Here is a 26,003-nt window from a genome sequence, read left to right on the forward strand (position 1 = left end):
TAGCGCGTGCGGGAGTCGAACCCGCGTCTTCGGCTTGAGGGGCCGGTGTCCGTTCCGCTGGACCAACGCGCCGTGCCGGTGACGTCTTCACACCGGGCTCAGTCGAGTGCCCGCGAGTCGAACGCGGTGTCTTCCGCTCCCGAAGCGGATGGGTTCCCGTCTCCCTCGCACTCGTCGGCCGGGCACCCCCTCGAGTGCCGGACCCGCGCTCACGACGGGACTCGAACCCGCGATCGTCTCCTCGACAAGGAGCTGCCCTCGCCACTGGGCCACGTGAGCCTGAAAACCCTGCGTACCCCTACCAGGACTCGAACCTGGGACCTCCGGATCCGTAATCCGGCGCTCTGTCCAGCTGAGCTACAGGGGTGTGGCAGCCGATCCGGGTATCGATCCCGGTCCCCCGCCTTGAAGGGGCGGTGACCTAAGGGTTGTCTCGTAACCCGGTGTGGGTCGGTTGGGGGTGTTGGTTGATCATGGTGTGGTGCAGGTGATCTCGGCGTCGCGGTCGGAGTGGATTGCCCCGTTCACGGGGTTGGAGCCGGGGCAGTTCCGCAAGTTGGTGCGGGTCGTGGCGGACCGTGGTGGTGACGACATTGCTGATGGTCGGCCTGGTCGTCAGTGACGTCTTGATCTGGCTGATCGTATGCTGCTGGTCGCGACGTACTGGCGGACGAACCTGACGATGCGCCAGATCGGGCCGCTGTTCGGGGTGTCACATTCCGCGGCACACCGGGTGATCGACACGATCGGCCCGCTGCTGGCGCTGGCCCCGGTCCGCAAGCGGCGGATCGACTCGGTCGCGATCGTGGACGGCACCTTGGTGCCGACGCGGGATCACCGGCTGGCGGCACCCTCGAAGAACTACCGGTACTCGGCGAACGTGCAGGTCGCGATCGATGCCGACACCAGGTTGGTGATCGCCACCGGCGACGCGCATCCGGGCAACCGCAACGACTGCACCGTCTACCGCGCCTGCGGCATCGAGCAGGACCTGGCGGGGCGCCCGGTGATGGCCGACGGTGGCTACCAAGGCAACCCGGCCGTGATCATGCCCTACCGCAAACCCCGTGACGGCAGCGATCTGCCGGACTGGCAGGAAGACCTCAACGCCGGCCACCGCAAGATCCGTGCCCGCGTCGAACACGCACTGGCGCGGATGAAGTGCTGGAAAATCCTGCGCGACTATCGCCGCGCCGCCAGCACACTGAACGACACGGTCTCCAGCATCGCGCATCTGCACAACATCCTCCTCCCAGACTGATCCACAACACCAGTCCCACCAACCTCAAGAGCAGTTACGAGACATCCCTTAGCCAGCAGTCGCATCGGCCTCGCGTGGTGGGGGACGGAGTCGAACCGTCAAAGCCTCCGAAGGGCGTCCGGGTTACAGCCGGGTGGGCTCACCTGTGCCCAGCCCCACCGTGCTCGCCGCGGCCGGCGAGCGTGTTTCTGCTCCGCTGTGTAGTTGACAAAGACCAAGCGCCGAAGAAATGGGCGCAGCACATCCAACAAATAGATTTCGCACCATTTTTCGGGTGCCCGAAATAGAGAAAGCCGCCCGAATCGGTTTCCCGATGGGCGGCTCCCGGTCATGACGTCACTCACGTCACGGTGGGGAGCCCCCGGTGCTCAGCAGCTGCTCTTCAGGCAGCATCGAGCCACTGAGCCGCTCTTGCGGCCGGCGCGGCATCGATGACAGCGCATCCGACGAGCGCAGCGCATCGCGCAGATCGCCGAGATAGCGGCGCTGCGACCCTCGCTTCTCCATGCTCGCCACGACGACTCCTTCTGAGTTTCTGTGCCGGTTCGATGAGCTCTTGCGTTCAGCTCCATTACATAATCGCGAACCCACACCCGGGTGTCAATCTTTATTATCGAGCCGATTTCCTCACCCGAGCGCCACTTCCGAGAACCGCCGTGGCACCGGCCCGTTCGTACCCGGCAGGAACGCCGGCCGCGACCGGAATACGCGGCGCACCGGCGAGCGGGACGTCTCCGCGAACACGGCCGCCCTGTCCTCCGCGAAGAAGTGCACGCCCTGCAGCCGCAGTGAACGCACGGACCCGCGCGCGAGCGCGACGTCCACATTCTCCTGAGGCACAGCCGCGAGCGGGTCGTCGATGCGCACGAGGTCGACCGAGCTGCCGGTGGCGCGTTCGAACCGCGTCACGGTCTCCTGCGCCCGCGGGCGGCAGCCAGTTGAACGGCGGTCGAGTTCCCCAGCACCTCCCCAGGACGTGGCCCAGAAACCCCCGGCTCACGTCCGTCAGCTCCACCTGCCGCGACGAGCGGTCCCGCAGTCTCACGCGCAGCAGCTCCTCGAGCCGGAGCACGGTCCGGCTGAGCGCGGGCCGCTTGATGACGAGCTCCTGGGCGGCGTACGTGGACTGCACCGGCCCGTTCGTACCCGGCAGCAACGCCGGCCGTGCCACCGCCGAGGCCCGCCGCTGTGCCCTCGGCCACGCCCGCGGAGCGGCGCCCCGACGCGTATTTCCCAACGCGGCCGCGGGTGCCTAGCGTGGAGGCGAAGGGTTGACCCGGCGAAGAAAGAAGGCGTTCGACATGCACAGCTCGCTGTCCGGTCTCGGGGTGATCTCGCCGGTCCTGGCGGCGCCGATGGCGGGCGGGGGCACCACGCCCGCCCTGGTGGCCGCGGCGGCGAGCGCCGGGGGCCTCGGCTTCGTCGCCGGTGGGTACAAGACGGCCGAAGCGCTCGCCGAGCAGATCACCCAGGTCCGCGCGCTGGGCATCCCGTTCGGGGTCAACCTGTTCGCGCCCAACCCGGTGCCCGTCGACCCGGACGCCTACCGCCGCTACGCCGGCGCGCTGCGGGCCGACGCCGACCGCTACGGCGTCGACCTCCCGCAGGCGATCACCGAGGACGACGACCACTGGCAGGCCAAGCTCGACCTCCTGCTGGCCGGCCCCGTCCCGCTGGTCAGCTTCACCTTCGGCCTGCCGGACGCGTCGGTCTTCGCCCGGCTGCGCCGCGCCGGCACGGTGGTCGCGCAGACCGTGACCTCGGCCGACGAAGCCCGGCTGGCCGCCGACGCCGGTGCGGATCTCCTGCTCGTGCAGGCCGCAGCCGCGGGCGGGCACTCGGGCACGCTCACGCCCGACCGTGTCCCGCCGGCGGTGCCGCTGCCGCAGCTCCTCGGCGAGATCCGCGCCGCCGTGTCGCTGCCCCTGGTCGGCGCCGGCGGGCTCGCCACCCCCGAGGCCGTGGCCGAAGCGCTGAACGCCGGCGCCACCGCCGTGGCCGTCGGCACCGTGCTGCTGCGGTCCGACGAGAGCGGCGCGTCGAAGCCCCACCGCGAAGCGCTGGCCGACCCGGCCCGCCGGGAGACAGTTGTCACGCGCGCGTTCACCGGCCGCCCCGCGCGCGGGCTGCGCAACGCGTTCACCGACGACCACTCGGCCGAGGCCCCCGCCGGGTACCCGGCCCTGCACCACCTGACCAGTGGGCTGCGCAAGGCGGCCGTGCAGGCCGGCGACGCCGAGCGCGTGCACCTGTGGGCCGGCACCGGCTACCGGCACGCCACCGCCGAACCCGCCGCCGACATCCTCACGCGGCTGTCGCATCGGCTCTAGCCCTCAACCGGACGGGTGAGATCGGCGACAGGTCGGCGGCCGCCGGAACGGGTACCCCACGCGGGCAATCCGTCATCGACCGGAGGAGAACGAGAACCATGGCACGAGTCCTGTTCGTCATAACGGGCGCCGACCACTGGACGCTCAGCGACGGCACCCGGCACCCGACCGGGTACTGGGCCGAGGAGTTCGCCGCCCCGTACACCGCGCTCAAGGACGCGGGCCACACGATCGTGGTGGCGACCCCGGGCGGTGTGGTGCCGGCCGTCGACCAGGGCAGCCTGAACCCGGACATGGCCGGCGGCGAGGAGGAGGCCGCGAAGCTCGCGCGGGTCATCGAGTCCGCGGGCGAGCTGCGTGAGCCGATCGTGCTCGCGGACGTGCACCTGCCGGACTACGACGCCGTCTACTACCCCGGCGGCCACGGCCCGATGGAGGACCTCTCCCACGACGCCGACTCCGGCGCGCTGCTCAACGCCGCCCTCGCCTCGGGCAAACCGCTCGCCGTGGTGTGCCACGCGCCCGCCGCGCTGCTGGCGACGCGCGACGAGCGCGGCGAGTCCCCGTTCGCCGGCTACCGCGTCACCGGGTTCACCAACGACGAGGAGAACGCGGTCGGCCTCGGCCCGAAGGCCAAGTGGCTGCTGGAGGACGAGCTGGGCAAGCTCGGCGTCGCGTTCGAGCGCGGGCCGGACTGGCAGCCGTACACGGTCGTCGACCGGACCCTCTACACGGGACAGAACCCGGCCTCGGCCGCACCGCTGGCGCAGGAACTCCTCAACGCTCTGAAGTAGACACGATCGCCGGCGGGGTGCGCGGCCACGCGGGCTCCGCCGGCGACCGTGCGATCGGCAGTCCCTGCCGCCGTGAAACTCACCGGTCTCGCGCGTCGTCCTCGGTCATCGCCGCGGCCGCCTGGTCGTGCACGGCCAGCACGCGGGCGTCGAGCTCCTCGACCGGCACGCCGACGTCACGCGCGAGCGCTTCGCGGAAGATGAGGTAGCCCTTGTAGGCCGCGACCATGAACACGTGCATCGCGATCGCGTCGGCGTCGGCGGGCAGGGCACCGGTGGCCTGGTCGCGTTCGAGGGCGGCTCGGGTCTTCTCGATCTCGGGCAGGGCGTGGTAGTCCGGGTCGCCGTCGATCGCCAGCAGGGCCTCGACCAGCGTGGGCGCCGGGTTGGCTAGCGCGCTGCGGAACATCGCCTTGCGGCGGCCGAGGAACGACGCTTCCCAGTGCCGTTTCGCGCCGGCCGCCCATTCCCGCGCGCGGTGGGCCACGGCCGCCCTCAGCAGGGAGCGCCGGTCGCCGAAGTACTGGTAGATCTGGCCTCGGTTCACCCCCGAGCGGTCGGCGACCTCCTGCAGGTTCAGCCCGGCGAAGATCCCGTCGCGCTGGAGGAGGTCGAACGTCGCCTGGAGGAGGTCGGCCTCGGTGCGGGCCCGGTCGCGCCCGCGCCGGTTCGACGCCTGCCCGGCGGTGTCGTTCACGTCATCTCCCCTGTGCACTCTTCTCACCTGCCTCCGGCCTCGCAGTCTAGTGATCGCTCACACCACCCCCCGGTCCCGCAACGCGTCGAGCTCCGCGGTGGACAGGCCCAGCAGCCCGCCGAGCACCTCGTCGGTGTGCGCGCCCAACGTCGTGCCGGCCCAGCGGACACTGCCGGGCGTCGCGCTCAGGTGCGGCAGCGGCGCGACCATCGGCACCTCACCGAACTCCGCGTCGTCCACGGTGATCACGGAGCCGCGGGCCCGGCAGTGCGGGTCGTTCATGAGGTCGGCGACGCTCATGATCGGGGACGCCGGGATGTCGGCGTCGCTCAGCAGCTTCACCACCTCGTCGGCGGTCAGCCGCGAAACCCACTCGCTGATCAGCGGGTAGAGCTCGTCCTGGTGGCGGATCCGGGCGGGGCGGTCGGCGAAGCGCGGATCGTCGGCCAGCCCGGGCCGGTTCATCACCGCGGACAGGCGCCGGAACAGCGAGTCGGTGCCCGCGTGCAGCGACACCCGGCGGTCGTCGGACGTCACGAAGTCCGACGCCGGCACGATGGCCGGGTTCTTGTTGCCCAGCCGTTCCCGGACCTGGCGGTCGAGGCCGTAGGCGGTCACCGAGTCCTCACTGGACCGCAACGCGGCCTCGTACAGCGCCAGGTCGATGACCTGGCCCGAGCCCGAGCCGAGGTCGCGGTGGTACAGCGCGGACACCACGGAGAACGCCGCGAGGTAGGCGCTCATGTAGTCGATCACCGAGTACCCGCTGCGCACCGGCGGCCGCTCCGGCTCGCCCGTGGCGTAGGTCAGTCCACTGTAGGCACTCGCGATCCGGTCGAACGCGCCGCGGTCGCGGTACGGCCCCGTGAGGCCGAACCCGGTGAGGTACAACAGGATCGCCCGCGGGTTGAGGGGCTGAAGGTGCTCGGGCAGCATGCGGTAGCGCTCGAGCGTCGGCGGCCGGAAGTTCGTGACCACCACGTCGAAGTGCGGCACCAGGCGGTGGAACACGGCCTGGCCTTCGGACGTGCGCAGGTCGAGCGCCACGGACTTCTTGTTGCGCCCCTCCTGCAGCCAGCCCGGCGACCGCCCGCCGCTGCGCGTGAAGTCGCCGACCTTCGGGTCTTCGATCTTGACCACCTCGGCGCCGAAGTCGCCCAGGATCGTCGCCGAGACCGGTCCGGCGAGGACGGTCGCGGCGTCGAGGACCCGGACACCGGCCAGCGCGTCGCTCATCGTGTGGTTGTCCTCCGTGCTCGCGTCGGGATGCGGGGGTTCACTTGCCTTGCGCCGCGTCGATCACGAGCGACAGGTCGATCAGCTCTTCGGGCTTCACCGGGGAGTCGATCTGCAGCGTGTTCGGCACCGCCTGGTACATCTTCTGCAGGCTCGCCACCGATTCGGCGGGCACGTCGAAGTCGAACGGCACCGACGGCGCGACCCGCAGCGTCTCGACGGTCGTGCCGAGCTGCTGGGCCATCTTGGTCATCACGTCGGTGTCCTGGTGGTAGTCACCGGACAGGTGCGTGTTCACCGTCCGCTCCACCGCGCGGAAGAACGCGACGCCCGCGCCGCGGTGTTCGCCCAGCAGCGCGGTGGTCGCGAAGTAGCCGGCGATCTGCATGCTGTCCGGGTACCCGCCTTCGGCGTTGAACGCGGTGCCCGGCTTGATGCTCGCGGTGAACGGCGGGCCGAGGGTGGCGCCGTCGATCGACCCGTTGTTGAGCGCCTGCACCATCGCGGCGATGTCGCTGAACGGTGTCATCCGCACGTCGTCGGGCTTGAGGCCGCCCTTGGTGATCAGGTCGTACAGCCCGTACTCCGACGGAGCGGCCAGCCCACCGGGGTTGACGCCGATGTTCTTGCCCTTCAGCGACGCCGGGTTGAAGTCGCTCGCCTTGCTGCCGTACTTGGTGCTCATGTAGACACCACTGTCCGGAGAGGACGAAGCGACGCCGGAGACCCAGCGGATCGGCACGCCGTGGCGCAGCGCGTTGAACACCAGGGCCTGCGCGCCCGCGTAGACGAGGTCGATCTTGTCCTGCCCCAGCAACGTGAGCAGGTTCGGCACCGTGTCGGTGACGAAGGTGACGTCGAGGTTCTCCTTGGCGAACTCGCCGTAGACCTGGGCAAGCAGCGCCGGTGCTTCGAGCTCCAGTTTGGACGGGATGCCGACCTTGAGCGAGGTGCGCTGTGCCAGCGGTTTGGGCGCCGGCGTGCCCGCCTTGCCCGACAGGCTCACGCCGGCCGGCAGCACGGACACCTGCCGGGCGTCGGTGGCCTGGTTCTGCTGGGACGACGGGGCACACGCGCTCGCGAACACCAGACCGGCCGCGACGGCGGTGGCGCAGAGCGCCCGGGTGGTTCTGGACATGGCTCTCCTGAGGAAAAGGGGGGTTGGGGAGACGAGGGGCTCAGGACCGGCGCAGGCGCGGCCGCTGCTGGGGGACGGCGAACTTCAGCGCGAGGGTGACGAGGCCGGTGAAGGCCACGCCGATCACCCCGGCGATGATCACGCCGGCGTACATCGTCGCGGGGTCGAACACCTGGGAGCGCTGGAAGATCAGGTAGCCGAGGCCGCTGTCGCCCGAGACCATCTCGATGCCGACGATCACGAGGATGGCGATGCCCGCGGTCAGCCGGATCGAGGTCGCGATGGCGGGCAGCGCGGCCGGGAGGATGACGTGGCGCAGCAGCTGGGTGCGCTTGGCGCCGAGCACTTCGGCCGCGTCACGGTAGCCCTGCTCGACCGACAGGACCGCGGTGGTCGAGGCGAGCACCACGATGAAGAACACCGACACGCCGACCAGCACGATCTGCGGCAGCCCACCGAGACCGAACACGAGCAGGAACACGGGGAACAGCGCGAGCTTCGGCAGCGTGTACAGGGCGACCAGCGTGTGTTCCAGTGCCGCCCGGACGATCCACGACAGTCCCAGCAGGACGCCGAGCGCCACGCCGACCACGACGCCGATCCCGTAGCCGATCACGAGCTTGCGCACGGTGTCGACGATGGCGTCGGTCATCACACCGTCCTGAATGGACTTGACGCCCGCCTGCCAGATCACGCTGGGGGCCGGGAAGAACCGGGTGTCGAGGATGCCGAACTGCGCGGTGAGCTCCCAAACCACGATGATCAGCACCGGGGTCGCCCAGGCCAGGGTGAGGGTCACGCCGCGGCGGCGCCGGGCGTGCCGCTGGGGCGCCAGCTCGGCGGGGCCGGGCGTGCGCCGGACGAGCTCGCGACCGCCGAGCCGGTCATGCGACGTCATGAGCGTGCTCACGTTCTTCCACCTCACCTTTCAGGAGCCGCCAGATGTGGTCTTCGAGAGCGCCGAACTCGGCCGCCGAACGCGCGGCGCGGGTGCGCGGCCGGGCGAACGGGACCTCGATGTCGTCGAGGATGCGCCCGGGCCGCGAGGACATGACGACGACGCGGTCGGCCAGCAGCAGCGCCTCGTCGATGGCGTGGGTGACGAACAGGATCGTGCGCCGGTGCGCCTCCCACACCCGCAGCAGCTCTTGCTGCAGCACGAGGCGCAGCTGCGCGTCGAGGGCGGCGAACGGCTCGTCCATCAGGAGGATCTCGGGGTTGGCCACGAACGCCCGGGCCAGGGCCACGCGCTGGCGCATGCCCCCGGACAGCGTGGCCGGGTAGGCGGATTCGAAGCCGGACACACCGGCGCGTTCGATCCAGTCGCGGGCGACCTCGTTGGCCCTCGCCCGTGCGACGCCGGCGATGTCGAGCGGGAGCCGTACATTGGCGAGCACGGTCTTCCAGGGGAAAATGCCGTAGTCCTGGAAGACCATGGAGCACAGCGGCGAGTCCGCGTCGGCGCGGTCGATCACGATCTCGCCGGCCGAGGGTGCGGCCAGCCCCGCGACGATCCGCAGCAACGTCGACTTCCCGCAGCCGGACGGGCCGACGATCGCGACGAACTGTCCTCTTTCGACGGTCAGGTCGACCGGGCCCAGCGCGTGGACCGCGTGGCCGCGGGAAACGAACGTCCGCTCGACGCCCGTCGCGCTGATCACGACGTCGGACATGCGGCCTCCTCCTGGTGGGTGTGGTCGAGGATCGTCGCGAAGGGCGCGGTCGCGAGCCACTCCCCCGCGGCCCGGTCGCCGTGCACGCGGTCGGCGAACGCCGTGGCCACCGCGCAGATCACGGCCGCGGTCGGGCTGTTCTCGGTTTCGTGGCGCGGGATTCCACCGATCTGGTGGTCGCCGTCGTGGACCACGGCGAGGTGCTTGACCCGCGAGCGCGCCCGGTCGTACGGCTCGCGGCGCCATTCGACGCCCTCGCCGCGAGCGCCGAAGTCGCGCGTGCCGGTGACGACCAGCAGGGGCAGCTCGACGTCCTGCCAGGAGCTCGGGGTGAGCCCACGGTCGCCGCTTCCCTGTGGTGACAACAGGATTCCGCCCGCGACGGCCGGGTGAGCGAAGGTCCCGTAGCCGGTCAGGCGCGTGCCCAGGAGGAGCTGGGCGGTGTAGGCGCCGAACGAGTGCCCGGCGAGCAGGACGCCGTCGGGGTTCAGGTTCGGCCTGGCGGCGAGCGCGTCGAGCACCGCGTGCACCCGGTCGACCCGGGACAGCCAGTGTTCCGGGTCGAACAGCAGCGCGTGCATCCGCTGCCTGGCCACGGGATCCGCGGCCCAGGTCCGTTCGTCCACACCGGACAGTCCGAGCTCCGGTCCGGCGAGATCGAAGGCGTCGCGGAACTGCGGGTGCAGCACCGCGTAGCCGTGGGACGCGAGGTGGTGACCGAGGCCCGCGTAACCGCGGTGGCTCCCGCCCAGCCCGTGGCACAGGACGACAACGGGCTTTTCCCCGGCACTGTCCGGTTCTTGCGCGAAAACGGCGACCCGCTGCCCGTCGGCGGTCGCCCATTCGTCGACTTCGCTCGTGACGACCCTGTTGCGGCCCGGCCGGGCCCACCGGGGGTCCGCGTGCTCGTTGCAGCCCACGCTGGCTCCTAACTAGCGACTTGTTAGTAACGTAATGCTAGTTAGTCGGCGTTGACAAGACTCGTCGCGCAAGTGACCGGACGCGAGCACTCTCCGTGGCCGCGAAGCAGGCACCGGGACCCCCGCGGGCCGGTTCCGCAGCGCGCTGAGCTGGAGTTTCGAACGACCGTGGGCCGGGCACTCCGAAGCGAGGTGTCGAAAGGACTACACGATGACCACGCCAGGCTGGCGGGAACCGACCCTCGCGACGTTGACCGACCGCCGGTTCTCCGACGCGGGCTGGATGTTCGAGCGCAAGCTCGACGGCGTCCGCGCGATCTGCGTGCGCGACGGCGGTACGCCCACGCTCTACTCGCGCAACCACAAGGTCATGGACAACGCCTACCCGGAGCTCGTCGAGGCGCTCGACCGCCAAGGCGGCCCGCGGTTCGTGGCGGACGGCGAGATCGTCGCGTTCGACGGCGACAACACCAGCTTCGCCGCGTTGCAGCCGCGGATCCACCTCACGGATCCGGCGCGGGCGCGGGCGACCGGGGTGCGCGTGTACTACTACTTGTTCGACCTGCTGCACTTCGACGGCCACGACGCCACGCCGTTGCCGCTGCGCGAACGCAAGGCCCTGCTGAAGGACGCGTTCGAGTTCGCGGATCCGCTGCGGTTGTCGGCGCACCGGGACGCCGACGGGGAGAAGTTCTTCGAGGAGGCCTGCCGGCGCGGTTGGGAGGGCGTGATCGCGAAGCGGGCCGACGCGCCGTACCACTCGGGACGGTCGGCGGACTGGCTGAAGTTCAAGTGCGCCCAGGGCCAGGAGCTCGTGGTCGCCGGGTTCACCGACCCGCAGGGCGCGCGGCACGGCTTCGGCGCGTTGCTGCTGGGCTACTACGAAGGCGACGAGCTGCGGTACGCCGGCAAGGTCGGCACCGGGTTCGGCGAGAAGCTGCTGGCGTCGCTGCACGACCAGCTGACGAAGCGCGAGACAACCCGTTCGCCGTTCGCCGATGCCGTGCGCGAGCAGGCGACGCACTGGGTGCGGCCGGAGCTCGTGGCGCAGATCGGGTTCTCGGAGTGGACCCGCGACGGGCGGCTGCGGCACCCGCGGTTCCTGGGCCTGCGCGACGACAAGAAGCCGGCCGACGTGGTGCGGGAGAAGCCGTGATCGAAGTTTCCCATCCCGACAAGGTGTTCTATCCCGCGGACGGGCTCACCAAGGGTGACGTCGTCGAGCACTACCGTGCGGTGGCCGGCGTGATGGTGCCGCACCTGCGCGGACGCCCGCTGACGTTGCGCCGCTTCCCCGACGGCATCGACGGCCAGGGCTGGTTCCAGAAGCACCCCGGCGAGCACTTCCCGGAGTGGCTGCGCGTGGAACGCGTGCCGCGGCGCGGCGGGGGCACGGACGAGTACGTGGTCTGCGACGACACCGACGCCCTCGTCTATCTCGCCGGCCAGGGGACGGTGGAGTTCCACGTGTGGCTGTCCACCGTGGACAGTCCTGGGCAGCCGGACCGGCTCGTGCTCGACCTCGACCCGCCGGACGGCACGCCGGTGGCCCGCCTGCGCGAGGTGGCGCGCAAGATCCGCGGCCACTACGAGAAAGCCGGCCTCACCGCCTTCGTGCAGGCGACCGGCGGGCGCGGCTTCCACGTGCTCGCCCCGCTGGACGCCCGCTCCGACACCGACGTCGTGCTGGACCTCGCCCGCACGCTCGCCGACCGCGTGGCCGACGAGGACCCGGACCACCTCACCACGGCGCAGCGCAAGGACAGCCGCGGCGACCGGATCTTCCTCGACGCCAACCGCAACGGCTACGCCCAGACGTTCATCGCGCCGTACTCCCTGCGCGCCCGCCCCGGCGCGGCGGCCGCGACGCCGCTCGACTGGCGCGAGCTCGGCAAGGCGGACCCGGACGGCTGGCCGCCCGCGAAGCAGAAGCAACGCCTGGCGCGCAAGGCCGACCCGTGGCGGGACCTGGCGAAGCACGCGGGCTCGGCGGAGGCGGCGCTGGCTTCGCTGGAGTGAAACGACGGCGGGAAGCGCACACTGGAGTGACTATGGTGACCCCACGACCAGGTCCGATCCGGTGGCTGCGCTACGTCTACGGCGCTCGGCTGCCCGATGAGTACCGCCCGTGGGTGCTGCACGACGCGACCGCCCGGACGTGGGTGCTGCGGTTCGCGCTCCGCGTGTTCTTCGAGGCGCTGCCGTGGCTCACCGCCGCGTTCCTCCTGCTGGTGTTCCTCACGCCGCTGCCCGCGGGGCTGGTGCTTCTCGGACTGCTCATGGCCCTGGTCCTGGGCCTGTTCCTCACCCTCGGCAGCGCCGACGAGCTCGCCGAAGTGCGCCTGGCCAAGCACGGCTACCCGCCGGGCACCGGCAAAGCGGTCCGCAAACGCCGAGGCGGGGCCGCCACCTGGCCCTGACCGGGGCAGGACCCTGTCACGACACCCCGACCGGGCCCTCTCCGGGAACAGCAGCTACCCGCCGATGGTGACGGTGCGCCGCGCCGGGCCGTTGGCGCTGCGGGGCACGATGGGGACGATGCCGAGGGCGCTGAGCACGGCGACGAAACCGTTTTCGATCTGCGTTTCGGTGCTGGGCCAGTAGCCGACGGTCTCGCACATGAGCCCGTCGCACTGCTCGGGCGGCGGCGGCCCGGCGCAGCCGGTGGCGAGCAGGACGACGGCGGCGGCCGCGACGGCCAGACGCGAGCGTGACACGGCGGAACCCCTTCCCGGGCTCAGACGACGGCGGGCTGCCGGCGGCGGACGATCAGCGTGATCACGGCGAGGGCCAGCACGATCGCCACCACGGCCTGGGGGTATCCGGTGGTCACGCTGATCACGGCGCTCACCACGCCGATCACCTCCATGGCCACCCCCAGCGTCGCCGCCCACTCGCGCCGCGGCAGGAACGCCGCGGCGACTGCGACGAGCACTGCGATGACCGGGTTCAGCACGAGCACGAGCCACACCGAACCCGGCACGTCCTGGCCGTGGTCGAGCCGTTCAAGCACCGTGAGCAGCTGCACCACCCAGATCCCGATCGACGCCACGGCCTGCACGGCCATCACCCACCGCGCGGTCCTGACCCGCCACCCGCCCACGACGCACCCCTCCTCCGGTCGAGCACCGGGGACGGTAACCGCGGGCGGCGGGAGCCCTCCCGAGCGTGTCCGCTACCGGCCACCCGCTCCGACGACGTCGGCGAGGTACCGCACCGCGAGCTCCTCGGCCCGGGCACTCCGTTCGACGGCGCCACGCCACCGCCGGTACAGCTCCACGCTCGCCAGCACCGCCGACGCGGCCTCCTTCGCGTCGTACCCGCAGACGGTGGCCTGCAGCTCGCGCGCCGCGTCCGGGGCGACGAACTCCAGCCGGCGCACGCCCCGAGGGGCAAGGCCGGCACGCATGGCGATCAGCGGCCCCAGCACCGTTTCGCGCAGGAAAGCCAGGAACCCGAGGACGTCGAACAGTTCGCCGCGCCCGAGTTTCGTCGCCGCGTAGTGGACCCAGACCCAGAAGCGGTCTTCGAGCCACTGCTCGTCCAGCGGCTCCTTGGCGAGCGGCGCGGCGGCGAGGGCCTGAGTCAGCGCACCGTCGCGTTCCCACAGGATCTTCGGGTCGCTCGTCCGCTCGCCGAAGTCCGCCACGCGCACGAATTTGAAGTCCACGTGCAGCAGGCCCGATCCGGTCAGGGTGATGACCAGCCGCGGTTCGCCGACGTGCTCGCCGGTGAAGGCGGCGACGAGGTCGGCCCACGAGCCGATCAACGCGAACCGCTCGGCCAGCACCGCTTCGAACGCCGCGTCGTCGACGACCACGACAATGTCCACATCGGAGTATTCGTCGGGCTCGCCGTGGGCGATCGAGCCTCCGACGGCCACCCCGGCCACGCGCGGGTCGCGGCGGATCTTCGGCAGTACGTCGTCGAGGAACTCGCGGTGCGGCGCGGGAACGGTCATGAGCTTCCTTTCGTTGGGAGCAGGGCAAAGTAGCACGCCACCGCGCCGGCCGGCACGCGAATAAGCGCTCAGCTCTCGTGCAGCGCCTCGACGATGCGGCCCGCGAGCGTCGCCATCTCGGGCGACCCGATGGTCACCACGACGTCGCCCCGCTGAACGCGCCGGACCACCTCGGTCAAGGCCACGGAGCCGGACCCGGCGTACACTTTGTCCTTCTCCGGCAACGGAATCGCGGCCGTGAGCGCCTCGCCGTCGAACCCCGCCGCGACGGTCTCGCCGGGGCCGAACACCGGAAGCACCACCGCCTGGTCCGCCAGGCTCAGCGACTCGGCCATCTCGCCGAGGAACTGCCGCACGCGGTACGCGCGATTGGGCTGGCACACCACGACCAGCCGGTGCTCCCGCGCGACCGACCGCAATGCCGTGAGCGACGCGGCCATCGACGTGTGGTGGCACGCGTAGTCGTCGTACACTCGCACGCCGCGCGCGACCCCGCGGAGCTCGAACCGCCTGCGCACGCCCGGAAACCGGCGTAACCCGGGGATCGCGCCGGTGCGGCCCAGCCGCTGCGCGACGAGCAGCGCGGCCGCGGAGTTGAGGCCGAGGTGCTTGCCCACCACCGGCACGTGCACCGCGCCGACGAGGGCACCGTCGAGCACGGCGTCGTAGCGGATTCCCGTGGTCACCGGGGAAAGCCCCACCACGATGAGGTCGGCGTCGTTGGCCTCGCCGTAGGTGTACACGGTCCGGCCTTCCGCCCGCAGCGCCGCGGCGAGCCGGCGGCACCGCTCGTCGTCGACGTTGGTCACCACGAAGCCGCCGGGCCGAACGCGGCGGCAGAAATCGGCGAACGCCTGCTGCAGGCCCTCGACGTCGCCGTAGGTGTCGAGGTGATCGGAGTCGATGTTCGTGACCACCGCGACCTCGGGCGTGTAGGCGAAGAACGAGCGGTCGCTCTCGTCGGCCTCGACCACGAAGTACTCGCCCGAGCCGACGCCGCCGGAGCCCAGCGTGCGGACGTCGCCGCCGATCACGTACGACGGGTCGGCCCCGCCGGCGCGCAGCGCGACCGTGATCATCGCGGTGGTGGTCGTCTTGCCGTGCGTGCCCGCGACCGCGATCGCGCGACGCCCCGCCAATACCGCCGCGAGGGCCTCGGACCGGTGCAGCAGCGGCAGCCCGCGGTCGCGGGCCTCGATGAGCTCCACGTGGTCGCCGGGAATCGCGGTCGAGTACACCACGGTGTCGGCGTTCCAGAGGTGCCCGGGCGAGTGCCGGCGGTGCACGGTGGCGCCCAGCTCCTCCAGCAAAGCCAGGGCCGGCCGGTCGCCCACCTCGCTGCCGCTCACCGGCACCCCGTGGCGCAGCAGGATCTCCGCGAGGCCCGACATCCCCACCCCGCCGATGCCGATCAGGTACACGTGGCCCAGGTCCCGCACGGTCAGCTCGTTCATCACGCACCCTCTTGTTTCCGGTGAGGACTCCCTGTCCCCGGCTTCGAGGGTGCGGCCGGCATGTCCGCGGACCGCGAGCTGTCTGTCGCGGCAGGGCAACAGCCGGGTACCGATCCGTCAGCGCGGTACGGAGAACGGCTGCCGGTCCTGCTGCCCCGGCGCCGGCCGCGGTACAGCCAGTTCCACGGTCGCGGCGTCGGCGGGCAGCCGTGGGCCGCGGCGTTCGACGACGCACGCCGAGGCCAGCGCGTAGCCGGCCGCCGCGAGGAAGAAGCCGCCGAGGCAGTCGCTGGGGCGGTGCCAGCCCACGGTGAGCGTCGAGACGCCGACCGCGACGATCCACGCGACACCCAGCGGCGCCGCCACGAACCGCCCGACGCGCGGCAGCACGAGCAGCAGGGCGAACACGCTCATCGCGGCCACCGTCACGTGGCCACTCGGGAAGCTGTTGCTGGTGGAGTGGATGCGCTCGGCCAGGTTCGGCCGGTCGAGGGCGACCTTGAGCAGCTGCGCGAAGCCCGCGACCACCACCATGAGCCCGACGGCCGCCGCCGTGCGCCGGTACGCGCGCCGTACCAGGCCGATCACCACGACCAGCACGAGCGCGAGGGCGAACAGCGCCGGCACCGGGACCTCCAGCGGCAGAGGCACCTCCCCCGACGCGCGGGTGAACGACGGGTCGAACGTCTCCAGGACCCGCTGGTCGGCCTCCTGGCCGGACTCCGTGCGGACCAGCAGCAAGTACGTCACCCCCGTCGCCACGACGAGGAGGACGGCGGCCACCAGCCGCCAGGCGATGCTGAGCACTCGGTTGTTCACCCCGTCCAGCCTGCCAACGCTTCGTCCGCGGCGGGGCCGGGAAATGTCATGGGTCTGCAACAACTCCGCACTGGTTCCGCACGGGCCCGTCCCCTGTGGACGGACGTGGGCCCCCTCACCCCACCCGCAGCGTGGTGCCGCGCGGGATCAACGTCGGCGCGAACCGGCGCGTGCTGGCGGGCACGCCGGCGCCCACGTCGATCAGCAGGTCCACGGCCGCGCCGGCGATCTCCGTGAACGGCACCCGGATCGTGGTGAGCGGCACCGGCAGGCGCGCGGCGAGGGGAATGTCGTTGTATCCCACCACGGAAAGCTCGTCGGGCACCCGCACGCCGGCGCGCTGCACGGCCGAGAGCAACCCGACAGCAGTGTTGTCGTTCACGGCGAAGACGGCGGTGGGGCGCGGGTCCAGGGCGAGCAGGGCCCGGCCGGCGTCCTCGCCGCTCTCCATGCTGAACGTCGAGGGCAGGACGAACGCGGGCAACCCGGCTTCGCGCAACGCGTCCTCGTACCCGGCCCGGCGGCCGAGCGCGCTGGACGCGTAGTCCGGGCCGGCGACCAGCGCGATGCGGCGGTGCCCGAGGTCCAGGAGGTGCCGCGTGGCGAGGTAGCCGCCGAGGCGGTCGTCGCCCACGGCGGCGGCGCTGTCGCCGAACGTGCGCATCGCCAGCACGTGCGGCACCTCGCGCTCCAGCAGTTCCTGGCAGAAGCCGCCTTCGGTGCGCGCGGTGGTGAGAATCAGGCCGTCGACGCGGCGGCCGAGCAGCATCCGGCCGTTCTCGCGCTCGAGCTCCGGCTCGTCGTGCGAGGTCGCGACCAGCGCGTGGTACCCGCGGCGCGTGCACGCCGAGGCGACCTCCTCGTAGAACATCGCCATCACCGTGTCGGTCAGCCGCGGCACGAGCACGCCGAAGGTGTTGGTCTGCCGGCGCCGCAGGTTGGCGGCGACCGGGTTCGGCTCGTAGCCCACGCCCTCGGCGATCTCGCGGATCCGCGCCGCCGACGGGCTGCGGAAGAACCGGTGCTCGGGGTTGAGCGCGCGCGAGACCGTCGACTTGCTGACGCCGGCCGCCAGCGCGACGTCGCTGATCGTCGGACGGACCCCCGGCTCCCGGGTGCTCTCCGGTGTTCGCTCGCTCATGCGGCTCCTTGACTCTCGCGCAACCCGCAGCCTACCGTTGTGCAACCGATTCCCCCATCGTTTGCACAGCCTGAAACAAGGGAGTGTCATGAAGTCTCTCGATCTGCGCGGCCTCGTCCCGGCGTGTGTCACCCCGTTCACCGAGAGCGGCGACGTCGACCACGAAGCCCTGGCCGTGCACGGGCGCTGGCTCGCCGGTCTGCCGGGCGTCAAGGGCATCGTGTGCAACGGGCACGCCGGCGAAGGTGCCAGCATGACCGAGACCGAGCGCGGCGACGTGGTGAAAACCCTGGTCGGCGCCGTGGAGGGCAAGCAGCCGATCATCACCGGGGTGATCAGCGACGGCAGCCGCGTCGCGGGTGAAGAGGCCAAGCGCTACGGCGAGGCCGGCGCGGCGGGCGTGCTGCTCTACCCGGCGCACAGCTGGCTGCGCTTCGGCTTCCAGCCCGGCGCCGCCGCCGACCGCTACCGCATCGTCGGCGAGATCTCCGGTCTGCCGCAGATCCTGTTCCAGTACCCGGATGTCACAAAGGCGAGCTACAACCTCACCGAGCAGCTCAAGATCGCCGAGCTCGACTCCGTGTTCGCGATCAAGAACGGCGTGCGCAACATGCGCCGCTGGGACACCGAGGTCCCGGTGCTGCGCAAGGAGTTCCCCGACCTGCAGATCCTCACCTGCCACGACGAGTACCTGCTGCACACCATGTTCGACGTCGACGGCGCGCTCGTCGGCTACGGCGCGCTGGCGCCCGAGGGCATGTGGGAGCTGCTGCAGGCCGGCAAGCGCCGCGACTACCCGGCGGCGCGCGCGGTGCACGACCGGCTGCTGCCGCTGACCAAGGCCGTGTACCACCGCGGTTCGCACATGGAGGGCAGCGTCGCGCTGAAGCTGGGCCTGGTGCAGCGCGGGGTAATCCCCAACGCCTACGTGCGCTCGCCGCTGCTGCCGCTCGCCCCTGAGGCCGACGACGAGGTCGCCGCCGCCCTCGCCCACGCCGGTCTCGGCAAGGTGCTCTGACCCCTCCCCACCGCTTCGGAAGGCACACCAATGACCGCTGTGTCAGCAGAGGCACCACCGAGAACCGGGAGCCGCCGGGAGCTGCGGTTCATCCTCGTGTTCGCGTTCCTCGGCTCGTTGTTCGACGGCGCCGAGCTCAACCTCGTCGGCTACCCGCTCACCTACCTGTCCGGCTCGCTGCACGTGTCCACGGTGACGCTGGTGAGCGTGGCGACGTTCCAGGGCTTCGCCTCGATCGCGGGCGGCTTCCTGTTCGGCTGGCTCGGTGACACGCTGGGGCGCCGCCGCACGTATGCGATCTCCGTGCTCGCTTTAGGCATCGCCGCCGCGCTCGGCGGGCTGGCGCCGAATTTCGGGACGTTCCTGGTCACCCGGCTGCTGGCCGGGCTCGGGATGGGCGGCCTGTTCGGCCTGTCGTTCTCGATGTTCACCGAGTGCTGGAAAACCACCCGCCGCGGCACGATGGGCGGGCTGATCCAGTCGATGTACTTCCTCGGCGAGATCGTTACGGTCGGCGTGCTGTATGCGTGCCTGTCGTGGTTCGGCAACGATCTGGGCTGGCGCACCGGTTACGTCGTGATCGGCGTGGTGAGCGTGGTGATCGGGCTCGCGGCGTTCCGGCTGCTGCCGGAGTCGCGCCACTGGCTCGAGTACCAACGGCGGCTGCGCGAAGGCACCCTGCCACCCGACCTACGGCGTACGCGCGTGCCGATCCTGGACGTGTTCCGCTCCAAGGTGGTCTACGGCAGCGTGATCTTCATGGTGCTGTCCACGGCCATGTTCCTCACGACCAACTCCGTCGGCGTGTACTTGTCCACGTACCTGCTGAAGGTGCAGCACCTGCCGCTGGGCACGGCGAGCGGCGTGGTGCTGATCGGGTACGTGTTCACGATCCTCGCGTACTCGGCGACGGGCGCGCTGTCGGACCTGGTGCGGCGCAAGTACGCGTTCCTGGCCAGCTGCGTGTTCGGGGTGGCGGGCTTCGGCTGGTTCCTCGGCCAGGTCCTGAGCGGCACGGACCACGTGAGCACGTCCTTCTGGGGCGATGCCACGTTCTGGGCGCTCATGTGGTCGGCCGCGGCCTGCGGCGGATTCGGCGTGCTGGGCGTGTGGATGTCGGAGTACTACCCGACCCGCATCCGGTCCACGGGCGCGAACAGCAGTTACTACGTCGGCCGCGGCCTGGGTGCCGGCGTGTATCCGCTTTTCGCGCTGACGCTGGCGGGCGGCGGCATTCCGCTCGCGTTGGCACTGGGTATTCTGGGCCCGTTGGCGGGGATTGTTTTCTCCGCGATCGCGCCCGACCGAACCGGACGCCACATCGTCGCCATCGAATAGCGAATGACGGTTTTCGGATTGGTTCCGGTGCCCGCCGGGGAATGGCCGGCGGGCACCGGAATCACGTCACTGGCGCCAGTCGACGATCACCGCGATGCTGCCGCCCATGCTCTTGACCCGGACCTGCGGGTTGGCGGCCATGTTGCCCCACGGCACCGTCATCTTGCCGCTCTTGCCGCAGCCGAGGCTGAACCAGCCGCCCTTCGGGTGCTTCGCGTCGAAACCCCAGCCCTGGACGCACGCGGACTGGTTGGTGCCTTCCTGCACGTTCCAGCCGTAGCCCGCGCGGAACCCCGGGCGGCCGAAGATCGCGCAGTTCGACTTGCTGACCGGGCCCCACTTCCCGATGATGCCCGAGGCCTGGTGCGGGTCGGTGCACGCGCTGGCCGGCGCCGCGTTCGCGACCCCCGCGCCCGCGACGAGCGTGCCGGCCGCCGCGACCGTGGCGACGAGCGCACCGATCCGCGAAATCCGCTTCCCCATGTGTTCGGTTCCCTCCAGTAGGAGCGGCAAGATCATCTCGCCGCGAACAGAACGTACAACGGAATGAGCGAGCGGCGCACCTCGAATGAGGTCATTTAGGAATGACTTAGGGTTGCCACGAATTCCTCCGTGGAAAATGAAACGTATTCACGCCGGGGTCAGGACCGCGCGTCCGTGGCTGATCCGCAGCACGTCGGCGAGGACCAGATCGGCGAGCAGGCGCTCCTCCTCGTCCGGCAGGTCCGGTCGCGCGGGCGGCGGCGCGCCGGTGGTCAGCGCCGCGGCGGCGTCGGCGGTGAAGCCGGCCAGCTCGGCCGAACCGGTGCGGCGCTGCAGCATCGCGCCGGCCGACGCCGCGAGGCCGCGCAGGCCTTCCACGGACTCGTCGAGGGCGTCGCGCTGCGCGGAGTCCGGGCCACGGCTGCCGGGTTCGGGCGCGAGGAGGTCCTGGTGCGTGCGCACGGCCGTGCGGAAGCGCGGGCCGACCTCGCGCGCGTCGCCACCCGGTTCTCCGCGCAGACGCGCGGCCACTGATCCGAGCAGCTCGCCCATCGCCGTGGTCGCTTCGGAAAAGCGTTGCGCCACCGGCGGTTTCGGCACCCCCGGCACCGCTGCGAACCCGAACAGCAGCGCGATCGCGACGGCGAGCGCCACCAGCAGCACGTATTCCGCGAGCGTGGCGCCGGGGTCGAGGTGCTTGGTGACCGCGTTGACGCTCACGCTCATCAGCACGATGCACCCGTTGAACACCATCGGCTTCGCCTGCATGAACGGGAACCCGACCAGCAACGCGATGAGCCCCAGCGGCAGCAGCGCCGAATGCGGCAGCAGCCACAGCGCGAGCACGAGCACCACCGCCCCGGCCACCGAACCGGCCACGCGCTGCCAGACCTTCGCCAGGGTGTCGCGCCATTCGGGTTGCATGATCGCGAACGTCGTCATCAGGAACGACACCGTGAGCGGGTCGCCCGGGCGGAACGAGGCGATCACGACGGCCAGCAGCATGCCCAGCGCGCACCGGACGGCGTGGCGCAGCTGGGCCGAGCGCCACGACAACGCGCCGGCGGCCTCGCGGCGCAACGCGGTGCGCACGATGTGACGGGGGAAGTCCACGAGGGACTCGTCGCGCGTCGAGGCCGCCTCGCGCACGGCCGCGACCGCCGTCCACAGGTCGTCGATCAGCACGCGGGTGTCGCCCGGCAGGCAGATCTCCGGGTCGACGCGCTCGACCTCCGGCACGTCGGCCGGGTCGAGGTTCTTGGCGCGCACCGCGTCCGCGAGCTTCGTCAGGGCCGCATCGACGGCCGCCAGCACCGCCGTGACGGCCGCCGCCTGCTCGGCGTCCAGTACCCGCAGCCGGTCGCGCAGCACCGCCGCCGTGCCGTGGCAGCGCAGGCCCGCCGCGACGACGCGCGCCTGCCAGCGCAGCGGCCGGTCGGCCAGCCACAGCCGCACGGCGCGTTCGGCGCTCTCGCGGTCCGGCCCGGCCAGCGCGTCGGCCAGCGCGGCGCGGGTCGGCTTGCCCGGGTCGCCCAGGCCGGTGAGCAGCCGCAGCACGAACACCACGCCGATGGCCAGCGCGGGCGCGCCGAGGATCTGCACCACGCTCGCCGTGCCCGTGAGCTGGAAGCCGTAGCCGAACACCGACGACATCCCGAGCCCGAGGCCCACGGTCACGTACCGCGCGCCCAGTGCCGGCAGCAGCGCCGCGCAGAACACCACGACCACGAGCAACGCGATCGCCGCGACTGGCGAGACCGGCCCGAGCAGCCGCGGCCCGGCGGCGCCGATCACCACCGCCGGCGCGAACGCCGCCAGCAGCTTGAGATCGGGCACGAGCGGACCGCCGTTGGCCGCGATGAAGCAGAACAACGCGGTCAGCCCGGCGAGGATCATCGTGCCGCCGAGGCCGAGCACGGCCCCGAGCCCGGCCGTGCCGCCGACCACCACCAGGATCACGACGAGCAAACCGCCGCCGCGCGCCAGAACGTTCACTCGCACCCCACCGTCTCCGCGATCTTCCCGCGGAAGCCTCGCACCCCGGCCGCGGCGGCGCCACTCCCGGTCCGGGTCCTTTGTGGCCGAGTCCTTTGTGGAGCGGGACGGGCAGGGCTCAGGCGGTGATCGTGGCCAGCAGCTCCGCCGCGCGGGTGCGGAAGGTCTCGACGTTGGCGAGCTTGATGTCCTCGTAGCCGCGCACGACGTCGGGCAACGCGGCGAGCTCGGTGAACGCGTCGGCCGTCTTCGGGGTCAGGTGGGCGAGGCCGCGCTCCACGAGGTGCTGGTACTCCCCCGGCAGCGCGCGCTCGACGCGGCGCACCTTGGCGTACCCGAAGACGTCGGCCCGCGTGCCGCGCAGGCGGCGCGCGCCGCGAAGCGTGCGGAAGGCCGCCGTGGCGGTGCGCCCGCGCAGGCGGATCTTGCGCTTCATGCCCATCGCGCGCAGCACGGGCGGGTGCAGCAGCACGGCGACGTCGGCGTCCACGCCGAACTCCGCCTCGCGCCGCGCCCGCTCGACCGGGTCGAGGTGCAGGCGCGCGACCTCGTACTCGTCCTTGTACGCCAGCAGTTTGTGCAGCCCGCGCGCGTACGCGGAAGCGATGCGGGCGCCCGTGTCGGCATCCGTGCGTTCGGCCGCCTCCGCGGCGAGCTTCCGGACCTGGGTGGCGTAGCGGCGCGCCAGCGTCTCGTCCTGGAAGCCGATCAGGTCGGCGACGCGCGGTGCCAGCACCTGCTCGAGGTCACCGGCGGCGATCGTCGCGGCCACGGCGTCCACCGGCACCTCCGCGAGGGCCGGGGCGATCGCGGCGGCCCGCACGGCGGCCGGGTCGACGACGGCGGCGCGGCCCCAGCGGAACGCCGCCAGTGTCTTCTCCACGGCCGTGCCGTTGAGGCGGATCGCCGCCTCGATCGCGTCGGCCGAGATCGGCACCACGCCGTGCTGGTAGGCCGCGCCGATGAGCAGCATGTTGGCCGGCATGTGGTCGCCGAAGAGCTCCTCGGCCAGCTCGTTCGCGTCGAGCGCCACGAGGTCGCGCGTGACCGCGCCGATCTTCTCAAGCGCGTCGTCGTTCGAACCGGGCAGCACCACGCGGTGGGTGACCATCGCGGCCGTGGGCACCAGCGCCGTATTGACCACGGCGACGGTGTGGCCCGCCCGCGCGGTGGCGAGGTTGCCCGCGTCGGCCGCGCCCAGCAGGTCGAAGCCCACCAGCACGTCGGCGGTCGCGCGCGAGGCCCGCAGCGAACCGGTGACCGGCGACTTCGAGATCCGGATGTCGGAGACGACCGGGCCGCCCTTCTGCGCCAGGCCGGTCTGCTCCAGGCCGGCGGCGAAGCGGCCGTCGAGGTGCGCGGCCATCTGCAGCACCGCCGAGATCGTGACCACGCCCGTGCCGCCGATGCCGGGCATCCGCATCAGCACGGTGTCCACTTCGGACAGCCGGGCCGCCGGTTCGGCCAGCGCCACGGGGAGTTCGGGCACCTCGCGGCGCGGCTTCTTCGTGCCGGGCGTCACGAGCAGGAACGACGGGCAGTCGCCCTTGAGGCAGGTGAAGTCGCTGTTGCACGAGGACTGGTGGATGCGTGTCTTGGCGCCGAACTCCGTCTCGACCGGCCGCACCGACAGGCAGGTGGACACGTCGCCGCAGTCGCCGCAGCCCTCGCACACGCGCTCGTTGACGACCACGCGCTCGGCCGGCGTCGGCAGCTGGCCGCGCTTGCGCAGCCGGCGTTCCTCGGCCGCGCACCGGTCGTCGTGGATCAGCACGGTGACACCGTCGGTCGCGGCCAGCTCGGCCTCGACCTCGGCGAAATCATCGCGGTGGCGCACCGAGGCGATCGGGTCGAGCGACACGCCGCGGTAGTCGGCGGGACTCTCGGTGGTGATCACGATCCGCCGCACCCCTTCGACGGCCAGCAGGCGCGTGATGGCGGGAACGTCGAGGCGGCCCTCGGCGCGCTGGCCACCGGTCATGGCGACCGCGTCGTTGTAGAGCAGCTTGTAGGTCATGGTCACGCCGCCGGCCACCGCCGCACGGATCGCGAGCGAGCCGGAGTGGTGGAACGTGCCGTCACCGAGGTTCTGCACGAAGTGGCGGTCGTCGGTGAACGGCGCGAGGCCGAGCCACTGCGCGCCCTCGCCGCCCATCTGCGTGAGGCCGATCTGGTGGCCGCGGCCCGCGCCGTCGATGGCCACCATCGCGTGGCAGCCGATGCCGACGCCGACGAGGGTGTCGTCGCCGGTGCGCGTGGAGACGTTGTGCGGGCAGCCGGAGCAGAAGAACGGCGTGCGCGGCGCGGTGGCGGTGGGCAGCGCGATGCGCGCCGGGCGCGGCGGCGTGATCGCGTCCAGGTGCACGGCGGCGGTGCGCGGCAACCGGTCCGGGCCGACGACGGCCTCGATGCGCTTGACCAGCGCCTTCGCCACGTCTTCCGCGACGAGCTGGCCCCGGCCGGTGAGCAGGGGCCGGCCCCTCTCGTCCTGGCGGCCGACGACGTTCGGCGCGCCCGGACGGCGGTAGAGGGCCTCCTTGAGGTGGCCTTCGAGGAACGGCACCTTGTCCTCGACCACGAGCACCTCGTCGAGGCCCTCGGTGAGCTCGGCCAGCACGTCGGCGTCGACGGGGTAGGGCATGGCCAGGCGGATCAGCCGCAAGCCGAGCGCCTCCATGGCGGCCTCGTCGAGCCCCAGGTCCTGCAGCGCGCGCTGCACCACGGCGTAGCCGGTGCCCGACGCGAGCACGCCGAGCTTGGCCGCGCGGGCGGTGAAGGTGACGCGGTTGAGGCCGGTCGCGCGGGCGTAGGCGCGGGCCAGGTCGAGGCGGCGGGTGAACATGTCGTGCTCGGCGTCGAGCGCCGGCGCGCCGACCAGCGCGCGGCCGGTCGGGCGGAGGGTCTCGGGCGGCATCGGGATGCCGTGGGCCAGGGTGTCCATGTCGACCGTGGCCGACGCGTCGGCGATGTCCGCGACGATCTTCAGGCCGGTCCACAGCCCGCTCGCGCGCGAGAGCGCCACGGCGTGCAGGCCGAACTCGATGATCTCGGCGACGCTGCCCGGCGCGAGCAGCGGCATGGCCAGGCTCTGCGCCATCGGCTCGCACGAGCTGGGCACCGTCGAGGACTTGCACGCCGGGTCGTCGCCGATCCACGCCACCGCGCCGCCGAGCGAGGCGGTGCCGGCGAGCGTGCCGTGGCGGATCGCGTCGGCCGCGCGGTCGAGGCCCGGGTTCTTGCCGTACCAGAAGCCGGTGACGCCGGCGTGGCGGCGGCCGGGGACGTTGCCGAGCAGCTGCGTGCCGGCGACGGCGGTGGCGGCCAGCTCCTCGTTCACCCCGGGCCGGAACACGACGCCGGCCGGGTCGAGGAACTTCCTGGCACGCGCGAGCTCTTGATCCAGCCCGCCGAGCGGGGAACCCTGGTAGCCGGAGACGAACACGCGCGTGTCGAGGCCGCGGGCCTCGTCGAGCCGGCGCTGCTCGAGCGTGAGCCGCACGAGCGCTTGGACGCCGGAGATCAGCGCGCGGCCGTGGTCGGCGACGTACTTGTCGTCCAGCGAAACCGGTTCGGTGAGCACGTGGGGCGCTCCTCTCGCAGGGGCGTGGCGGGGGCCCGGTGGGACGGGCACAGTTACGTGGGACACAGGAGAAACCTCAGCCTCTCACGGCGCAAGATCGGTGCGCGGCCTGGCCACGTTGACGCAACTATGTAACGTGCACCTGGTATCCACTTTAATTTCTTG

Annotated in this window: 24 protein-coding genes, 4 tRNA genes and 2 pseudogenes; 8 read left to right on the forward strand and 22 right to left on the reverse strand. The window is 71.6% G+C overall.

Annotated features, from left to right (window positions below):
* The 3 genes from ACFY1H_RS24705 to ACFY1H_RS24715 all read right to left on the reverse strand — a co-directional run bounded on the left by ACFY1H_RS24705 (position 1) and on the right by ACFY1H_RS24715 (position 367).
* Positions 1 to 72 (reverse strand) — tRNA-Glu (locus tag ACFY1H_RS24705).
* A gap of 134 nt (positions 73 to 206) precedes the next feature.
* Positions 207 to 279, reverse strand: a tRNA-Asp gene (locus tag ACFY1H_RS24710).
* Positions 280 to 293: 14 nt separating this feature from the next.
* Positions 294 to 367 (reverse strand) — tRNA-Arg (locus ACFY1H_RS24715).
* Positions 368 to 481: 114 nt separating this feature from the next.
* On the opposite strand from ACFY1H_RS24715, the pseudogene ACFY1H_RS24720 reads away from it, so the two are divergent.
* Positions 482 to 1,261: pseudogene (locus ACFY1H_RS24720) on the forward strand (transposase family protein).
* Between the two features lie 75 nt (positions 1,262 to 1,336).
* On the opposite strand, the gene ACFY1H_RS24725 reads toward ACFY1H_RS24720, so the two are convergent.
* From ACFY1H_RS24725 to ACFY1H_RS24740, 4 genes and pseudogenes are all read right to left on the reverse strand, one after another.
* Positions 1,337 to 1,421 (reverse strand) — tRNA-Tyr (locus ACFY1H_RS24725).
* Positions 1,422 to 1,606: 185 nt separating this feature from the next.
* Positions 1,607 to 1,777 (reverse strand): hypothetical protein, encoded by a 171-nt coding sequence (locus ACFY1H_RS24730; RefSeq protein WP_366581190.1) that lies wholly within the window; start codon positions 1,775 to 1,777, stop codon positions 1,607 to 1,609.
* A gap of 111 nt (positions 1,778 to 1,888) precedes the next feature.
* Positions 1,889 to 2,170 carry a hypothetical protein gene (locus ACFY1H_RS24735; RefSeq protein ID WP_366581650.1) on the reverse strand — a complete coding sequence of 94 codons (282 nt, stop codon included), beginning with the start codon at positions 2,168 to 2,170 and terminating at the stop codon, positions 1,889 to 1,891.
* 103 nt (positions 2,171 to 2,273) lie between these two features.
* Positions 2,274 to 2,432: pseudogene (locus ACFY1H_RS24740) on the reverse strand (LysR family transcriptional regulator); the annotation flags it as partial.
* A gap of 100 nt (positions 2,433 to 2,532) precedes the next feature.
* On the opposite strand from ACFY1H_RS24740, the gene ACFY1H_RS24745 reads away from it, so the two are divergent.
* Both ACFY1H_RS24745 and ACFY1H_RS24750 read left to right on the forward strand, forming a co-directional pair.
* Positions 2,533 to 3,591: an NAD(P)H-dependent flavin oxidoreductase gene (locus ACFY1H_RS24745; RefSeq protein ID WP_386949937.1), complete on the forward strand. Its 1,059-nt coding sequence runs from the start codon at positions 2,533 to 2,535 to the stop codon at positions 3,589 to 3,591.
* 98 nt (positions 3,592 to 3,689) lie between these two features.
* The gene (locus ACFY1H_RS24750) at positions 3,690 to 4,385 is read left to right on the forward strand and encodes a type 1 glutamine amidotransferase domain-containing protein (RefSeq protein ID WP_386949940.1); all 696 of its coding nucleotides are present in this window, start codon (positions 3,690 to 3,692) and stop codon (positions 4,383 to 4,385) included.
* 79 nt (positions 4,386 to 4,464) lie between these two features.
* Here the strand turns inward: ACFY1H_RS24750 and ACFY1H_RS24755 are convergent, their stop codons facing one another.
* From ACFY1H_RS24755 to ACFY1H_RS24780, 6 genes are read right to left on the reverse strand one after another with little or no spacing between them, the layout of a single operon-like run.
* Complete coding sequence (locus ACFY1H_RS24755; RefSeq protein ID WP_366581185.1) at positions 4,465 to 5,082, reverse strand: helix-turn-helix domain-containing protein; 618 nt, start codon at positions 5,080 to 5,082, stop codon at positions 4,465 to 4,467.
* Between the two features lie 57 nt (positions 5,083 to 5,139).
* Entirely contained in the window at positions 5,140 to 6,318 is a 1,179-nt protein-coding gene (locus ACFY1H_RS24760; protein ID WP_366581183.1) for a CoA transferase, read from the reverse strand.
* A 40-nt stretch (positions 6,319 to 6,358) separates the two neighbouring features.
* Positions 6,359 to 7,456 carry an ABC transporter substrate-binding protein gene (locus ACFY1H_RS24765; protein ID WP_386949944.1) on the reverse strand — a complete coding sequence of 366 codons (1,098 nt, stop codon included), beginning with the start codon at positions 7,454 to 7,456 and terminating at the stop codon, positions 6,359 to 6,361.
* Between the two features lie 40 nt (positions 7,457 to 7,496).
* Positions 7,497 to 8,366 carry an ABC transporter permease gene (locus tag ACFY1H_RS24770; protein WP_386949947.1) on the reverse strand — a complete coding sequence of 290 codons (870 nt, stop codon included), beginning with the start codon at positions 8,364 to 8,366 and terminating at the stop codon, positions 7,497 to 7,499.
* Positions 8,341 to 9,129: an ABC transporter ATP-binding protein gene (locus ACFY1H_RS24775; RefSeq protein ID WP_386949950.1), complete on the reverse strand. Its 789-nt coding sequence runs from the start codon at positions 9,127 to 9,129 to the stop codon at positions 8,341 to 8,343. Before ACFY1H_RS24775 ends, ACFY1H_RS24770 begins: the two co-directional genes overlap by 26 nt.
* Positions 9,114 to 10,049, reverse strand: coding sequence for an alpha/beta hydrolase family protein (locus ACFY1H_RS24780; protein WP_386949953.1), 936 nt, complete (start codon positions 10,047 to 10,049; stop codon positions 9,114 to 9,116). Before ACFY1H_RS24780 ends, ACFY1H_RS24775 begins: the two co-directional genes overlap by 16 nt.
* Positions 10,050 to 10,260: 211 nt before the next feature.
* On the opposite strand from ACFY1H_RS24780, the gene ligD (ACFY1H_RS24785) reads away from it, so the two are divergent.
* Genes ligD (ACFY1H_RS24785) through ACFY1H_RS24795 form a run of 3 tightly spaced genes read left to right on the forward strand, consistent with a single transcriptional unit; the run spans position 10,261 to position 12,469 of the window.
* Positions 10,261 to 11,205, forward strand: a complete 945-nt coding sequence (ligD, locus tag ACFY1H_RS24785; protein WP_366581175.1) for a non-homologous end-joining DNA ligase — start codon at positions 10,261 to 10,263, stop codon at positions 11,203 to 11,205.
* The gene (gene ligD / locus ACFY1H_RS24790) at positions 11,205 to 12,068 is read left to right on the forward strand and encodes a non-homologous end-joining DNA ligase (protein WP_366581644.1); all 864 of its coding nucleotides are present in this window, start codon (positions 11,205 to 11,207) and stop codon (positions 12,066 to 12,068) included. Before ligD (ACFY1H_RS24785) ends, ligD (ACFY1H_RS24790) begins: the two co-directional genes overlap by 1 nt.
* 35 nt (positions 12,069 to 12,103) lie before the next feature.
* On the forward strand, positions 12,104 to 12,469 hold the full coding sequence (locus ACFY1H_RS24795; protein WP_386949957.1) for a DUF5313 family protein: 366 nt from the start codon (positions 12,104 to 12,106) through the stop codon (positions 12,467 to 12,469).
* 54 nt (positions 12,470 to 12,523) lie between these two features.
* Here the strand turns inward: ACFY1H_RS24795 and ACFY1H_RS24800 are convergent, their stop codons facing one another.
* The 6 genes from ACFY1H_RS24800 to ACFY1H_RS24825 all read right to left on the reverse strand — a co-directional run bounded on the left by ACFY1H_RS24800 (position 12,524) and on the right by ACFY1H_RS24825 (position 17,424).
* The gene (locus ACFY1H_RS24800; RefSeq protein ID WP_386949960.1) at positions 12,524 to 12,766 is read right to left on the reverse strand and encodes a hypothetical protein; all 243 of its coding nucleotides are present in this window, start codon (positions 12,764 to 12,766) and stop codon (positions 12,524 to 12,526) included.
* 20 nt (positions 12,767 to 12,786) lie between these two features.
* Positions 12,787 to 13,152 (reverse strand): hypothetical protein, encoded by a 366-nt coding sequence (locus ACFY1H_RS24805; protein WP_386949962.1) that lies wholly within the window; start codon positions 13,150 to 13,152, stop codon positions 12,787 to 12,789.
* Positions 13,153 to 13,224: 72 nt separating this feature from the next.
* On the reverse strand, positions 13,225 to 14,010 hold the full coding sequence (locus ACFY1H_RS24810) for a nucleotidyltransferase domain-containing protein (protein WP_386949965.1): 786 nt from the start codon (positions 14,008 to 14,010) through the stop codon (positions 13,225 to 13,227).
* A gap of 68 nt (positions 14,011 to 14,078) precedes the next feature.
* Positions 14,079 to 15,464, reverse strand: coding sequence for a UDP-N-acetylmuramate--L-alanine ligase (murC, locus tag ACFY1H_RS24815; RefSeq protein WP_386949967.1), 1,386 nt, complete (start codon positions 15,462 to 15,464; stop codon positions 14,079 to 14,081).
* Positions 15,465 to 15,581: 117 nt separating this feature from the next.
* On the reverse strand, positions 15,582 to 16,283 hold the full coding sequence (locus ACFY1H_RS24820; RefSeq protein WP_366581167.1) for a phosphatase PAP2 family protein: 702 nt from the start codon (positions 16,281 to 16,283) through the stop codon (positions 15,582 to 15,584).
* Between the two features lie 115 nt (positions 16,284 to 16,398).
* The gene (locus ACFY1H_RS24825) at positions 16,399 to 17,424 is read right to left on the reverse strand and encodes a LacI family DNA-binding transcriptional regulator (protein WP_366581165.1); all 1,026 of its coding nucleotides are present in this window, start codon (positions 17,422 to 17,424) and stop codon (positions 16,399 to 16,401) included.
* Between the two features lie 88 nt (positions 17,425 to 17,512).
* Between ACFY1H_RS24825 and ACFY1H_RS24830 the strand changes: the two genes are divergently transcribed.
* Together ACFY1H_RS24830 and ACFY1H_RS24835 are read left to right on the forward strand one after the other, a co-directional pair.
* Complete coding sequence (locus ACFY1H_RS24830) at positions 17,513 to 18,442, forward strand: dihydrodipicolinate synthase family protein (RefSeq protein WP_366581163.1); 930 nt, start codon at positions 17,513 to 17,515, stop codon at positions 18,440 to 18,442.
* A 30-nt stretch (positions 18,443 to 18,472) separates the two neighbouring features.
* Positions 18,473 to 19,780, forward strand: coding sequence for an MFS transporter (locus ACFY1H_RS24835; RefSeq protein WP_386949972.1), 1,308 nt, complete (start codon positions 18,473 to 18,475; stop codon positions 19,778 to 19,780).
* 66 nt (positions 19,781 to 19,846) lie between these two features.
* Here ACFY1H_RS24835 and ACFY1H_RS24840 read toward each other — a convergent pair whose 3' ends face one another.
* The 3 genes from ACFY1H_RS24840 to ACFY1H_RS24850 all read right to left on the reverse strand — a co-directional run bounded on the left by ACFY1H_RS24840 (position 19,847) and on the right by ACFY1H_RS24850 (position 25,889).
* Positions 19,847 to 20,263, reverse strand: coding sequence for a hypothetical protein (locus ACFY1H_RS24840; RefSeq protein WP_386949974.1), 417 nt, complete (start codon positions 20,261 to 20,263; stop codon positions 19,847 to 19,849).
* Positions 20,264 to 20,410: 147 nt separating this feature from the next.
* Positions 20,411 to 22,258 carry an FUSC family protein gene (locus ACFY1H_RS24845; protein ID WP_386949977.1) on the reverse strand — a complete coding sequence of 616 codons (1,848 nt, stop codon included), beginning with the start codon at positions 22,256 to 22,258 and terminating at the stop codon, positions 20,411 to 20,413.
* 118 nt (positions 22,259 to 22,376) lie between these two features.
* Positions 22,377 to 25,889: an indolepyruvate ferredoxin oxidoreductase family protein gene (locus ACFY1H_RS24850; RefSeq protein WP_386950520.1), complete on the reverse strand. Its 3,513-nt coding sequence runs from the start codon at positions 25,887 to 25,889 to the stop codon at positions 22,377 to 22,379.
* Positions 25,890 to 26,003: the final 114 nt, after the last annotated feature.

Origin of the sequence: Amycolatopsis sp. NPDC001319 (genome assembly GCF_042896185.1) — a bacterium.
GTDB lineage: Bacteria > Actinomycetota > Actinomycetes > Mycobacteriales > Pseudonocardiaceae > Amycolatopsis.